The organism is Streptococcus sp. 1171_SSPC, assembly GCF_001069335.1.
Lineage (GTDB): Bacteria > Bacillota > Bacilli > Lactobacillales > Streptococcaceae > Streptococcus > Streptococcus xiaochunlingii.
In genome coordinates, this window is record NZ_JWAK01000043.1 from 1 (window position 1) to 13,715 (window position 13,715).

11 protein-coding genes and 1 tRNA gene are annotated in these 13,715 nt (G+C 43.0%); all 12 read right to left on the bottom strand.

What is annotated here, in order from left to right:
• Positions 1-276: 276 nt before the first annotated feature.
• The 12 genes from ADF75_RS08865 to ADF75_RS08920 all read right to left on the bottom strand — a co-directional run bounded on the left by ADF75_RS08865 (position 277) and on the right by ADF75_RS08920 (position 12,827).
• Positions 277-1,032, bottom strand: a complete 756-nt coding sequence (locus ADF75_RS08865) for a DeoR/GlpR family DNA-binding transcription regulator (RefSeq protein ID WP_006595008.1) — start codon at positions 1,030-1,032, stop codon at positions 277-279.
• A 145-nt stretch (positions 1,033-1,177) separates the two neighbouring features.
• Positions 1,178-1,963 carry a hypothetical protein gene (locus ADF75_RS08870; protein WP_082162677.1) on the bottom strand — a complete coding sequence of 262 codons (786 nt, stop codon included), beginning with the start codon at positions 1,961-1,963 and terminating at the stop codon, positions 1,178-1,180.
• A 208-nt stretch (positions 1,964-2,171) separates the two neighbouring features.
• Positions 2,172-3,053, bottom strand: coding sequence for a class II fructose-bisphosphate aldolase (locus tag ADF75_RS08875; protein ID WP_048789867.1), 882 nt, complete (start codon positions 3,051-3,053; stop codon positions 2,172-2,174).
• A gap of 177 nt (positions 3,054-3,230) precedes the next feature.
• A tRNA-Leu gene (locus tag ADF75_RS08880) sits at positions 3,231-3,316 on the bottom strand.
• Positions 3,317-3,479: 163 nt separating this feature from the next.
• A complete protein-coding gene (locus ADF75_RS08885; RefSeq protein ID WP_048789868.1) occupies positions 3,480-4,175 on the bottom strand; it encodes a B3/B4 domain-containing protein in 696 nt (231 codons plus the stop codon).
• Positions 4,176-4,287: 112 nt separating this feature from the next.
• Complete coding sequence (gene rpoE / locus ADF75_RS08890) at positions 4,288-4,866, bottom strand: DNA-directed RNA polymerase subunit delta (RefSeq protein ID WP_048789869.1); 579 nt, start codon at positions 4,864-4,866, stop codon at positions 4,288-4,290.
• A gap of 219 nt (positions 4,867-5,085) precedes the next feature.
• Positions 5,086-6,369, bottom strand: coding sequence for a trigger factor (gene tig, locus ADF75_RS08895; protein WP_048789870.1), 1,284 nt, complete (start codon positions 6,367-6,369; stop codon positions 5,086-5,088).
• Positions 6,370-6,587: 218 nt separating this feature from the next.
• Complete coding sequence (locus ADF75_RS08900) at positions 6,588-7,151, bottom strand: TIGR01440 family protein (protein WP_006595013.1); 564 nt, start codon at positions 7,149-7,151, stop codon at positions 6,588-6,590.
• Between the two features lie 3 nt (positions 7,152-7,154).
• Complete coding sequence (locus ADF75_RS08905; protein ID WP_048789871.1) at positions 7,155-7,625, bottom strand: ECF transporter S component; 471 nt, start codon at positions 7,623-7,625, stop codon at positions 7,155-7,157.
• Positions 7,615-8,376 carry a bifunctional hydroxymethylpyrimidine kinase/phosphomethylpyrimidine kinase gene (locus ADF75_RS08910; protein WP_023027655.1) on the bottom strand — a complete coding sequence of 254 codons (762 nt, stop codon included), beginning with the start codon at positions 8,374-8,376 and terminating at the stop codon, positions 7,615-7,617. The genes ADF75_RS08905 and ADF75_RS08910 overlap by 11 nt, the downstream gene beginning before the upstream one ends.
• The gene (gene truA / locus ADF75_RS08915) at positions 8,369-9,115 is read right to left on the bottom strand and encodes a tRNA pseudouridine(38-40) synthase TruA (protein WP_048789872.1); all 747 of its coding nucleotides are present in this window, start codon (positions 9,113-9,115) and stop codon (positions 8,369-8,371) included. The genes ADF75_RS08910 and truA overlap by 8 nt, the downstream gene beginning before the upstream one ends.
• A gap of 145 nt (positions 9,116-9,260) precedes the next feature.
• The gene (locus ADF75_RS08920) at positions 9,261-12,827 is read right to left on the bottom strand and encodes a family 20 glycosylhydrolase (RefSeq protein WP_048789873.1); all 3,567 of its coding nucleotides are present in this window, start codon (positions 12,825-12,827) and stop codon (positions 9,261-9,263) included.
• Positions 12,828-13,715 lie beyond the last annotated feature (888 nt).

Genomic DNA, 13,715 nt, shown 5'->3' on the forward strand with positions numbered 1-13,715 from the left:
ACTACTTCTTTTAAGCGGATACCTGCTGCATCCGCACCAACTACAATTGCCATATGCTTCTCCTTTTTGCATTTCCGTCAACAAAGAAAGTTCTCCTCTTTCTTCATTCGACTTCGTTTTGTTATTCACAAACACAGTATAGCGCTAATTTTGTTTGTTGTCAACTATTTTTGTTTATTTTTTTCATTTTTTCTTTATTTTTTATTATTTTTTAGCCCTAAATTGTTTGTAATAAACAAAAAAAGAGAGAATCGCTCTCTCTTTTCAGTTTATTATTTATACAATCACACGTGTATATTCCTCTAATTCTTCATGTGCTTTCTCAGATGCATCGTCCGTTATCACCGCAGTTACTTTTTTCAAGGAACAGATAGAGGTAAAGTCTTCCTTGCCAATCTTGGAGGAGTCAATCAGTAGGTAAGCTTCAGAAGAACGTTCTAAGGCCAACTTTTGCGTATAGGCTTCTTCAAAAGAAGAGGTCAGAACGCGCCCATCCACAATGCCATTCCCACTAAAAAACATCTTGTGGAAGTACATTCTTTCCATGAGAGTGTTCGTTATCTCGCCGACAAAAGCTTGACTGGTTTCTCGAAGCTCCCCTCCTAAGAGGATTACCTTAAAGGTATCACTTTTCTTCTTTAACAACTCTTGGAAAATCGGTAGACAATTTGTCACCACGCGCAGTTCCTTATTATTAATGGCTTCGGAAAGAACCTCAACAGAGGTCCCCGGCCCAAGGAAGATACTCTCACCTTCTTTTATCAGTTCGCTAGCTTTCTTCGCTACCTCACGCTTAGCCAGAATATTCTTTAGCAACTTCTCTTCATGGGGCAGTTCCCGTGATGGGAGGAATTGATTACTTTTGGCTCCATTTCGAACCCGAATAAGGAGACCTTGTTTTTCCAATTCAATCAAATCCCGACGGACCGTCATATCCGACACCTGCATACTTTCCATGATGTCTTGAACATAAACGGTTCCAGCCTTATTGACCAGATTGATAATCTCATTCAGTCTTTCCTGTTTTTTCATTTCCTACCTACTTGCTTCGTTTTTGTTTATTATAACCTTAAATTGTCAGAATCGCAATCATTATTTGTTTGAAACAAACATTTCTTAGAAAAAGAGAAATCAAAAAGGCTTATCCTTACGGATAAACCTCTGGTTAATTATTAATCTATTTATATTCAGTGAAAATTAATCTAGCATCATCACTTGGTACATCCTGATCTGTATTATATAAACTAGTTGAAATTATATCACCGTCTTCTAGCTTCACAACAACATCTTGATTACCAGGAGTTAAAGTTTGTTCTTTCGTCTTTTTTGTTGAAATATTATAAATATCAACTGTCCAACCTAAATTATCAAATTGAGGATCCATTTTTACATTTGTAGTCAATTTATATGTGCCAGCTTTTATATCGCGACCTACGACATACTCACCAATTCCTAATTCATTAGTCATTTGTACTTGGGCAGGAACAGCAGTAAATTTAACTTTAGAGATACTTTTTAGTTCTAATGAATCTCCTTCAAATAAAATTATTCTGATTTTTGAGGGATAGTCTACAGAAGTGCCTGGTGCACCTCCTAACCAATTTATAAACAACATAAGATGATTCTTCCTATTACCGAAAATATTTCCTGAACCTCCTGTTATTTCCAAATCATAAATCCCAGGTTTTACATCACCATTCTCCCCTACAACAATATCTCCAGTTGCGTAAATTTCCTCAGTTGATTTCGATTGTTTTGCCAACGAATTCATCTCCTCTACACTCGAACTCTCTTTTGTAACATCTTTCACTGATGAACTCTTTTTAGACTTAGATGTAGAATCTGATTTTACAGTTGGATTTTTTTCAGGCAAAGTAGTATCTTTCGATACATTATTTGTATGACAAGCCGTTAGCAACGATCCAGCTATTAAAACTGTTAACAATAATTTAGTGTTTTTCATATTCACACTACCTCCTATATACCTAAAACTGATTTCATTTTATCACAACTCATCACAGAAGTAAATATATTAACATTTGTATGTAACTTCGAATTAATTTTATCTTACTATTTTATTCATTTACCATTAGTTAGAAAAAATCAATGTAAAATCAAAAAAAGGCTTATCCTTATGGATAAACCTCTGGTTAATAACGTTTCAAGCAAGATTAAGCTTTGTTTTCGCTACCAAATACGTCGATACGTTCTTCAACTGAAGCTGTGATTGCTTCGAATCCTGGTTTCAAGAATTTACGTGGGTCGAAGAGTTTCTTCTTGTCGTATTCTGCTTCGTTTGCATCGTATTCACGTACGAATTGACGAGTTGCGTTAGCGAATGCGATTTGGCACTCAGTGTTAACGTTAACTTTCGCAACACCAAGTTTGATAGCTTCTTTGATTTGCTCATCAGGGATACCTGAACCACCGTGCAATACGATTGGGAATCCTGGAAGAGCTTCTGTCAATTTCTTCAAGTGGTCAAGGTCAAGACCTTCCCAGTTTGCTGGGTATGGACCGTGGATGTTACCAATACCTGCTGCCAAGAAGTCGATTCCTGTAGCAACCATTGCTTTAGCATCTTCGATTGGTGCCAATTCACCTTTACCAACGATACCATCTTCTTCACCACCGATTGTACCAACTTCAGCTTCAACTGAGATACCTTTAGCGTGAGCTTTTTCTACAACTTCTTTCGCCAATTTAAGGTTTTCTTCAACTGGAAGGTGTGATCCGTCGAACATGATTGAAGTGTAACCAACTTCGATACACTCAAGAGCATCTTCGTAGTGACCATGGTCAAGGTGGATTGCAACTGGTACAGTGATACCCATTGCTTCAACAAGGTTAGCGATCATGTTGCGAGCTACTTTGTAACCACCCATGTATTTAGCAGCACCCATAGAAGTTTGGATCAAAACTGGAGCTTTTTTAGCTTCTGCTGCACGCAAGATAGCTTGAGTCCACTCAAGGTTGTTTGTGTTAAATCCACCAACTGCGTAACCATTGTCACGAGCTGCTTGGACAAATTTTTCTGCTGAAACGATTGCCATTAGTAGTAGGCCTCCTCTAATTTATTGTGGTTAAACCACTTACATTGTTTATTTTATCACTTTTTCATTGAAAATGCTAGCTTTTCCTGAAGCTTTAAAGCGTTTTCTTCTCTTTCAAGCAATCTTTCTCCTAAATGAAAAACAAAAAAGACAGCCGAAGCTGTCTTGATCATCCGATGCGGAGAGAGGGACTTGAACCCTCACGACCTAAAGCGGTCACAGGATCCTTAGTCCTGCGCGTCTGCCAATTCCGCCATCCCCGCGATTGAGTACCTTACTAGTATATCAATCTTCTACTTTCTTGTCAAGATTTTTTTCAAACTTTTTTCAAAGTTTGCAGATTCTCACAGGTCAAGAAGAGTGTCGGCTACTTCACTTGTCTCTCCTGTTCAAATGAGGATTCATCCCTATTACAGAAGGGCTCCTTTAAGGGACTGGAATTGTCTCACTGGGGGTAACCAGATATTTTTCAAATTCTAAATCAGGCATGCAAGAGGACAAATCTTCTCTAATCCGCTCCAGTGCTTCCAAGCGCATCTCTACAGAGGTCGCTCTGTTTCCCTGGATGATAAAGAGGGCATTGCGGGTAGTCTCCTCCATCTTATAGCGCTCACCATCTCTCACATCTAGCCAGGCCATAATACCCTCTTGATCTCGGTAGACCGGATCGGTTTCACTAACATGCTTTTCTGTTGATAAGATGGGCAAAAAGGTATCCTCTCTTTGACTAATCGTAAACTCGATTGGTTCCTGGATTTTATCCAGATCATGCCCTCCAATGGCTAAAAAGGAACGGAGACATTCAACATTATAGATATCAATCACACTATTGATCGTCGGAAGAAAGCCACGACTTTGGATATTCTTAATCAAAGCAAGAATTGTCGGCGGGTTCTTCTTGACACTACGCCCCGCTTCCTTCAACAAGTCCATATAGCCTTGTACAACTGCCTCCTCTTTCACCGAGTTGAGATCACAATTTAAGGCCCAAGTTTCCATCTCCTTCTTTTTAGCTAGAAAAGTTGTAGATAAGGGAGCTTGTGGGTCCACCTGTTTGGCCACTCCGATTACAACTGTCTCAATCCCCAAATCCACCAAACTTTGATCAAGTATCCAGTCCATATGTCCTTCCTCCTTCTTCGCTACATCATTCTTACACCCTTATTATACTCCTCCTTGAAGCCTCCTTCAAGCAAAGAAAAAACAAGGAACGAATTCCTTGTTTTTTGGATTATTATTCTTCGTCTTCGTAAGACTCTTCTTCGTCTTCTTCGTCACTTAACTCAACTTCTTCATCCAACTCATCTGGTGAGATTTCATTGATTTCAGCGTCATAGGCTTCCACTTCATCCTTCTCATCTTCTGGGTTTTCATCATCGTAAGTAAGCGCTGGATCTGCTTCATAGACATCTTCGTCTTCTGGATCATCCGCATTGTAATCGATCGCGTCTTCGTCTCCATCCATAAAGGCATTGACACGTTTTTTCTTACGTTTTTTAGGCTCTTCGTCTTCATCTGTTTCTTCAAGAGCGATGATTTCTTCATCTACCTCATCGATCGCATACCATGAGCGAAGTCCCCATTTGTTGTCTCCTAGTGGGATAAAGCTTCCATCCACATTCAATTCCGTATAGAACAAGGGAAGAGCTTCACGAATTTCACTGTTTGATTTTTCGAGGTAGTTTTGAATTTCATTGACCAGGTCATTGAAATACATTTCATGATCACGCCCACGTGACTCTAAGATCGCACGGGCTACTTCAATCATTGAAAGTTCACTTTTTTCTTGTCCAGCAAATACTTCTAATTCCAAGGTAGATCTCCTTCATTTTTATCTCAAGGCAACACTCTTTTTCATTAAAAAAGAGGATACCCCTAGAATACATCATTTATCGTTACACTCTATTGTACGATAATTTTCCCCTTTCGTCAAAGGAAAATTCCGTGCCAATAAGAAGAGAAAAGCTGGGACACATGGCCTCAGCTTTTCTTCTTATGACTTGTTTCCATCAAGATGGAAGATCGTCTTTTTTTATTTTACTTTTGCAGTGCTTGTGATCACTTCAACAGCTTTCTTCACAGCAATATCGTGTTTCAACATTTCTGGTGAAAGCAAGCTACGAACTTGTTCAACTGGCATGTTGTAGTCTGCTGCCAATTGTTCGATTTCTGCAGTTACTTCTTCGTCAGTTACTTCGAAGCCTTCTGCTTTAGCAACCGCTTCTACGACAAGGTTTGTCTTAGTACGTGCTGCTGCATCTGCTTCATATTGTTTGTGAAGATCTTCTTGAGTTGTACCAGTGATTTGGAAGTACATATCTGGAGAGATTCCTTGACGTTGCATGTTTCCAAGGAATTCATTGACAGCACGGTGTACTTCTTCGTGGATCATTTCTTCTGGAAGGTCAACGATTTCTGCATTTTCTACTGCAAGGTCAATCGCTGCTGACTCAACTGCATCTTTGTAAGCTTCTTCTTTCGCTTCAGCCAACTCTTTGCGGTATTTTTCTTTCAATTCAGCAAGAGTTTCAACTTCTTCGTCGATGTCTTTTGCCAATTCATCGTCAAGAGCTGGTACTTCTTTTGCTTTTACTTCGTGGATGGTTGTCACGAATTTTGCTTCTTTACCTGCAAGGTCAGTTGCTTGGTAGTTTTCTGGGAAAGTTACGATGACATCAACTGTTTCACCAGCTGAGTGTCCAACCAATTGGTCTTCGAAACCTGGGATGAATTGACCTGAACCAAGTCCAAGTGAGAAGTTATCTCCTTTTCCTCCGTCAAATTCAACACCGTCAACAGAACCTACAAAGTCGATCACAACGGTATCACCTTCAGCTGCTGGTCCTTCTTTGATTACCAATTCAGCCAAGTTGTTGCGTTCGCGTTCGATACGTGCATCTACATCTTCATCTGTTACTTCTTTAGAAACTTCTACAGATACTTCAAGGTCTTTGTAAGCACCCAATTTTACTTCTGGTTTTGTAACAACATTTGCTGTCAATGTCCAATCTTGACCTTTTTCCATTGATACAACGTCAAAAGTTGGTTGAGCAACCACTTCAAGACCTGCTTCTTTTACTGCTGCTTCATAAGCTGCTGGAAGAAGATCGTTCAAAGCATCTTGATAAAGTGATTCTTCACCAAAACGTTGGTTGAAGATCGGACGTGGAAGGTGACCTTTACGGAATCCTGGTACGTTCAAGTTTTTCTTAACAGACTCAAACACGCGGTCTAAAGTTGGTTTAATTTGGTCTTGACTGATGGTAAAAGTCAATACTCCGCGGTTTGTTTCTTTGTTTTCAAATGATACAGACATTCTGTCTCTCCTTAAAATAATATAGTCATTCCTAATAATTTTACCATAAAACTTCGAAAATGCAAGTTTTTGGGCATCTTGGTTTTGTGGAAACTGCTTCTTTTTAGAGGAATTTTATAGTGGTTTATGAAGACCAAAAGATTAAAAATCTCTTTTCTATCTCAAAAATTGTCCCGGAATAAAAAAACTAGTCCGTGCCTGAACTAGTTTCCTTCCTATTAGGACTTCCGAAGCGGATCTTCCTGGTAAGTAGCACGCGCCCCACCGATCAACTTTGGACGACTCGCTAGAGCCGTCACATGAGCGCCACCCAGTTCTTTCAAGACAGGGCGAACGGGTACTTGCACATGCTTGACATGCATCCCAATCGAAGTATCCCCGATGTCCAAACCAGCCTGAGCTGTGATGTATTCCACTTCGACAGGGTCTTTCATATAACCGAAGGCTGCCAACTGTCCTGCGCCCCCCGCATGGAGGCTCGGTAGTACATTGACGATTTCTAAGTCTTTCTTTTCTGCTAGTTCACGTTCGACCACCAGAGCGCGGTTAAGATGCTCACATCCTTGGACAGCTAAGTAAATCCCTTTGGGAGTTAGGGTATCCAGGATGGTTTTCACAATGGCTTGCCCAATCTCCAGGCTTGAGTTCTTCCCGATACTTGCACCAGCGACTTCACTGGTGGACAGGCCTAATACGAGGATTTGTCCCTGATGCAGATTGGCCTTGGATAATAGATCCAGCAAGATCTCCTGGGTTTCTCTTTTTAATTGCTCTAACTCCATCTTCTAATTTCCCTTCTTTGGTAAGAAATGATACAGAGCATATCCCAGAGCCATCCCAACGAAGTTTTGAACCAGATTATGAGGAACCTCTTCAATGGCCGCTACCCAGGTATTTCCTAAAAAGAGTGCTGAAGCTAGAGCATAACCACCTACCATGATAACCGTTCCTAGAAGCAGACCGATGTAACGGGCTTTTCCTTTAAAACCAGCAAAGTAGCCTTGAGCTCCGTGGAACAAGAGACTAAAGAACATCCATTGAGGATAGCCAGAGAGGAGGTCCAAGAGAAAGGCACCAAGACCACCGACCACTGCTCCTTCTTTGCGCCCCAAATAAAAGGCAGTGAAATAGACGCCTAGATCCAGCAAGGTCACCATCCCGGTAGGAGTTGGCAACTTGGTATAATAGCCTAGTACAACTGTCAAGGCGGTTAAAATGGCTAAATGCGCGATTACTTGGGTCCGTTTATTGGTCATATTGAACTACTCCATATTGATCTGATTTTTGAATGGCTTGGTAGACAAAGTCTTTAGAGGCTTTGACAGCTTCCAAGGTTGCCTTCCCTTGGACTAACTGGCTTGCTATGCTAGAGGCAAAGGTACAACCAGCTCCTGTATTATTCTTTTCTAAAACGTCTTCTTCGAAAACGGTAAAGTCTTGGCCGTCATAAAAGACATCGATGGCTTTTTCCTTGTTAAGGCGGTTGCCCCCTTTGACCACGACAGTCGCTGCTCCCAATTCATGGAGCTTGCGCGCCGCCTCCTTCATATCGTCGAGCGATTGAATCTTGCTTTGAGTCAAGATCTCAGCTTCTGGTAAGTTTGGCGTGATGATGGTCACATAAGGGAAGAACTTGATCAATTCGTCTCGAAGGGCTGACACTTCCACGTCATGTGTTTCCTTGCAGACCAAGACAGGGTCTAGTACCACAGGAATCTCCGCATGGGCTTTGACATAGTCCAAGGCTAAGTCTGCCACTTGGACATTTGGCAAGAGGCCGAGTTTAATAGCAGAGAAAGGAACATCCTTGAGAGAGTTGAGCTGTTGAGCAAAGGTCGTCGGATCCACCGGAATCACTTCAAAACCGTGCTCCGTCATAGCGGTCAAACAAGTCACTGCTACAAAGCCATGCTGTTTGTTGGTTGTATAGGTGGCCAGGTCAGCGTGAAGACCTCCCCCACTAAAAATATCATTTCCTGAAATAGCTAGAATCAATTCATTACTCATAACAGATCTCCTTTAAATATAAGCCATTTGGTGCTGCTGTGGGACCTGCTAGATTGCGGTCCTTCTTTTCTAAAATCAGATCGATCTGCTCTATCGGCATCCGATCATTTCCGATCTTCAACAAAGTTCCCACCATATTGCGGATTTGCTTGTAGAGAAAGCCATTGCCCGAAAAGGTAAAGATAAGGCGATGATGTTCTGCATCCTCGTCCAAGCGAGCCTCTGTAATCGTGCGAACCTTGTCTTCCACACTGGTACCCGAAGCTGTAAAACCGGTGAAATCATGGGTTCCCTCCAACTTTCGGATGGCTGCTTGCATCTTTTCCACATCCAAAGGATAGGGGTAGTGGGTTGCATAGTGGCGCATCATGGGATTCTTGGGACGACCATAATCCACGATAAATTCATAGGTCTTGCTGTGCTTCTGGTAGCGCGAGTGAAAGTCATCGGGAACTTGCTCCACCCGGATAAAGTCAATATCCTCTGGGGTTTGGGTATCGAGGGCGAAGCGGAGCTTCTCCTCGTCCCGCGCTTGAGGGAGATCAAAATGGATGACCTGCCCAAGGGCATGGACACCTGCATCCGTCCGGCCTGCTCCATGTATGGTCACAGGATTTCCTTGATTGAGACGCATCAAGGTCTTCTCGATTTCTTCTTGCACACTACGGGCATGCGGTTGGCGTTGGAAACCAGCAAATAGAGTTCCATCGTAAGAAATAGTTGCTTTGTATCGTGTCATGTTTTTATTTTATCAAGTTCATCCAAGCTGAACAAGGCGGAAAAGAGAGAACTGTCCGGGTACAGTTTCCGAGACAAAAAAAGAACCAAGTCTTTCCTTTTCCATGTCTGGAAAATAGAAAAACTTAGTTCAATCGGGGGGCTGATTAGTCTTCTTTCCGTCCTTTGAGACTCATGCCTGTCGCTCCTAAGATCGCTCCAAGCAAGGCCAAACCTAGGACAGATTCTTGTCCAGTCTGAGGAAGCTGATGACTAGACGGTGTTTGGTCTTGCACCGGTGCTGGCTGAGCTTCTTCTACTGTTTTTTGTTCTGAAGCGACTGGAGCTGGCTGAGCGTTCACAAGTGGCTTCACTTCAGGGACTACTGGTCTTACTTGATGATGACCTCCTTGATCAACTTGAGGTAAGTCTGGTTGAGGACTTGGACGATCCTGTATACCTGGAGTCGGAGTAACTACTTCCGCCTCCTTGGTGCCCACTTCTACAATCTCAGCAACAGCTTCTTTCGAAACTTCTGTTTCCACTACTTGGCGACTCTGATCAAGGGCAGAGACCGCAACAAATTCACGCTGCAGGCCTTTGACACCTGCTTGAACCACTTTTCGTTCACCCTTGGATAGTTCTGGATTGGTCCGTTCGACAACTTCAAAATCCAGCTCTTTTTCAATGACTTCCAAGCTTGGTTTGTCTTCTACCAAGGCTCTGACATCATTTTCTGCTTGGCTTCCCACTTGGGTGATTGGTTTCAATTGGCTAAGAGCTTGAGTTACCTTTTCAACCTGTTCTGCCACTTTTTCTTGGTGAGCACGACTAATCTTCCAATTTAGCTGGTCTAGCACCGTTGCAAGAGCTGAACGAGATTCCTCAGTGTAGATGGAAAGATCGGTTGGAACATTGGCAAGAGCCGCACGAAGGGCTGTATAGTCAGCTTTGAAGTAGTCCTTATTGTGGTTGGCAAATGCTTCCATGACCTGGAAGACTTCTTCTTCCTTGTATTCATTGGCTGGTTCATCTGCCCAGATTCCCAACATACTTCCGGACACTGGTAATTTCACATCAGGGTATTTGGTTGAAGCTAATTGTTCAAATGGAACAGTTTCTGAATGTTGGATAGCTTTATCGAGTGGATAGCTTTGATCTCCTCTGTGGCCCAAAACATAGTACCAGTCCCCGTTTGTATTGAGGAATTTGTAGCCCTTGTCTGCTAGGTACTGTGGTGATGCGAGGTTATAGCCCCACCATCCTTTAGACCAGTAAGAAATCAAGACGTCCTTGTCAAAGGTAACATCATCTTCGTCTCCATAGTAGAAGCCATCGTTAAAGGCCATTGGTTGCAAGCCTTTTTCACGAGCCATAGCAGCGAGACTATTAGAATAGTCCGCAAATTTACCATAGAGCTCATACCATTTGAGGTAGTACCAGCCTTGGGCATTGGTAGCATCATTGGCGTATTCGTCTGTTCCGTAGTTAAAGATCTTAGACTTACCTTTGAAATAGTCCATGTACTTGCCAATGAGGGCCTTGGTGAAGTTGACCGCTTCTTCGTTGGTCAAATCCATGGTTGTCTTAGAAACCGTATCAAAGGTCGCTTGCGGATGTTCGATACCTAGTTTTTCCATCGCTACCAAGATAGCATCCATATGACCTGGACTATTGACTGCTGGGATCAAGCCAATTCCTTTAGAAGTCGCATAAGCCAACAATTCGTCCATCTCTGCTTGGGTCAAGGCTTGACCATTTGGATCGTCATAGTAGGCTTTGGTTCCTTCGAGAAGGGCCTGTTTCACGTCATCGCTGGCATAGGTCTTGCCATTAGCTTCCACCGTCATATCATCGAGGACGAAGCGCATGCCATCGTTTCCGACAAGGAGGTGCAAGTCAGAGTAGCCTAGCTCACTGGCCTTGTCCACGATTCGTTTCAGCTGATCCAATGAGAAGTATTTGCGTCCTGCGTCAATGGAAATCACCTTGCTCTTAGCTAGTTTTTCAGCAGCTTCCTTGTCTGCCAACTCTTTGGCATAGCTTTCTGTATAGACCAAGGACTCTTGAGCGGCTTTGAGAGAAGCAATCAGTTCCTTAGCTTCTGCTCGAGTCGTGTCTGTTCCTACTCCTTCTAGCGCCTTTTTTGCTGCTGTAAAGGCTACTAGGGATTCTGGTGTGTAGTGGTCCAAATCAGTTGGAGCTTCCGCCAGAGCTTTTTCAACGACTTCAGGATCTGCTACAAAGTAGTCCGCATTCTTATCCGCAAAAGCGTGCATGAGCTTGAAGAGTAGCTCTTTTTTGTAGGTTGCAGATGGCGTATCTGCCCAGGCAGCTACCATCCCACCAATGAAGGGAACCTTAGCCCCATCATTTTTTTGAACAACATCAATCGCTGACTTGGAAATCCCTTCAAGTCCTTGATCGAGATTGTACCAGCCAGATCCAGCCTTATCCCGGCCGAGGACATAATACCAAGCATCATTGGTATTAAGAATTTGATGGCCTAGTTCAGATAGGAATTTTGACGAAGCCACATCATAGCCGTTCCAACCACCAGTCCAATAGGATACAATGATATCCTTATCAAAGGTTCCGTAGGAGGTATCGCCATTGTAGTAGATACCGTCGTTGAAGGCCATTGGTTTCATCTTGTGTTTTTTCACAATAGCCGCTAGATCATTGGCATATTGGATGAATTTTTCGTAGCCTTTATCTGGATAACCTTCATCTGGCCAATGCTTGCTAGCTTGAAGGACCTGCCAACCATGGGCATCTGTTGCATCATTGGCATATTCGTCCAAGCCGATGTTAAAGATTTCTGTCTTGCCACTGAAATAAGCCGCATACTTGTCCACCAAGGCTTTGGTGAAATCTAGAGCTTTTTGGTTGTCTAAATCGACAGTCCGTTCTGACTTTTTCGTACCAAAGTAATTAAAGTGAGGGTTTTCGATTCCCAATTGCTCCATAGCTGTCAAAATCGCATCCATGTGCCCTGGGCTATTAATCGTTGGAATGACCCCTATTTTCTTGGATTTGGCATAAGCCAAAATCTCATCCATTTGAGCCTGAGTCAAGGCTGTTCCATTTGGATCATCATAGTAGGCTTTGGTTCCTTTTTCGACAGCCTCTTTGACCGCTTGACTTGAGTAGGACGCGTCTCCTACTTGCAAGGACATGTCATCAAGGACAAAGCGCAAGCCGTCATTTCCCACTAAGAGATGCAAATCGGTATAACCTGTCTTGCTGGCTTCATCAATGATTTCCTTGATTTGATCAGGTGAGAAGTATTTGCGTCCCGCATCAATAGAGATGACCTTTTTCTTGGCCAATTTTTCTTCTTGCTCTGGATCTTTAGCGGGTGTTTCAGTCGCTGCTGTTACTGGAACCGGTTGAGCTGTCCCATCAGCTTCTGTAACAGAGATCGCTTCTTCACGAATCAAGCGATCAAGATCGGATGCGCGCAATTCTCGATCAGGTAGGGTCGGTTGACTTTGCTCGACGATTGGAGCAGGAACAATTGGTTTTTCTACTACCGGCTGAGCAGTTTCCTCCGTAGCAGACTGAGGCAAGTCTCCTTCACTTGGCTGTGTCGGAAGAGTCGTTGCAGGGCTTTCTGTAACGCTTGGCGTATCTGCTGCTACGACTTGACCGCTGGCAAAAAAGCCAACCAGTACCGAAGCAACTCCTACAGCATACTTGCGAATAGCATAACGTGGTTGATGTGATTTCATCAGGACCTCCTAAAATTTGTTGTGTGTAAACGCTTACTTCCAGTCTATCTAGAAAGCAGGCCCTCGTCAAGGCTTCTTTGAAAGGTTCTTTAATTAAGAGAAGAAGCTATAAAATTTTATCCCTATATTTCATTAAAACTAGCGGACACAAGAAAAAAGAGCTTGGCTGTTAAAACCAAACTCTTTATTATTATTCTTGAAAAACAAAGGCTCTAAGTACCTCATTTCCGTCTCCCGGCGCAGTGGTTGATTGCTCAAAACACTGTTTTGAGGTGGCGGATAGGGATTGCGGAGCAAGGACCTTCCTAATCAACTGTGCGGGGGCACTAAAAAGGTCCTGTGGACCTTTTTTGCCCGAGCATTAAAACCGAAAAGCGAGGAAGAAATCGAGACTACGTCTACCGATTTCTGTCTCTTAGCACAGTGGTTGATTGCTCAAAACACTGTTTTGAGGCGGCGAATAGGGATTGCGGAGCAAGGCCCCTTCCTAATCAACTGTGCGGGGGCACTAAAAAGGTCCTGTGGATCTTTTTTGCCCGAGCCTTGAATCAAAAAAGCGAGGAAGAAATCGAGACTGCGTCTACCGATTTCTGTCTCTCGGCGCAGTGGTTGTTTGCTCAAAACACTGTTTTGAGGCGGCAGATAGGGATTGCAAAGCAAGGACCTTCCTAATTGGGCGGGGGTACTAAAAAGGTCCTGTGGACCTTTTTTGCCCGAGCATTAAAACCGAAAAGCGAAGTAGAAATCAAACTCTTCGAGTTACTGATTTCTGTCTCTTAGCACAGTGGTTGATTGACGGTACTTGAACCTTTCGGTTCTTCGTCCAGTCTAATCAACTGTGTGGGGGCAAAACTACGAAATCAAACTCTTCGAGTTACTGATTTCTGT

Coding starts and splice junctions, on each gene's coding strand:
- ADF75_RS08865 (WP_006595008.1), bottom strand. CDS start 1,032: ATGAAAAAACAGGAAAGACTGAATGAGATTATCAATCTGGTCAATAAG.
- ADF75_RS08870 (WP_082162677.1), bottom strand. CDS start 1,963: ATGAAAAACACTAAATTATTGTTAACAGTTTTAATAGCTGGATCGTTG.
- ADF75_RS08875 (WP_048789867.1), bottom strand. CDS start 3,053: ATGGCAATCGTTTCAGCAGAAAAATTTGTCCAAGCAGCTCGTGACAAT.
- ADF75_RS08885 (WP_048789868.1), bottom strand. CDS start 4,175: ATGGACTGGATACTTGATCAAAGTTTGGTGGATTTGGGGATTGAGACA.
- tig (WP_048789870.1), bottom strand. CDS start 6,369: ATGTCTGTATCATTTGAAAACAAAGAAACAAACCGCGGAGTATTGACT.
- ADF75_RS08900 (WP_006595013.1), bottom strand. CDS start 7,151: ATGGAGTTAGAGCAATTAAAAAGAGAAACCCAGGAGATCTTGCTGGAT.
- ADF75_RS08905 (WP_048789871.1), bottom strand. CDS start 7,625: ATGACCAATAAACGGACCCAAGTAATCGCGCATTTAGCCATTTTAACC.
- ADF75_RS08910 (WP_023027655.1), bottom strand. CDS start 8,376: ATGAGTAATGAATTGATTCTAGCTATTTCAGGAAATGATATTTTTAGT.
- truA (WP_048789872.1), bottom strand. CDS start 9,115: ATGACACGATACAAAGCAACTATTTCTTACGATGGAACTCTATTTGCT.
- ADF75_RS08920 (WP_048789873.1), bottom strand. CDS start 12,827: ATGAAATCACATCAACCACGTTATGCTATTCGCAAGTATGCTGTAGGA.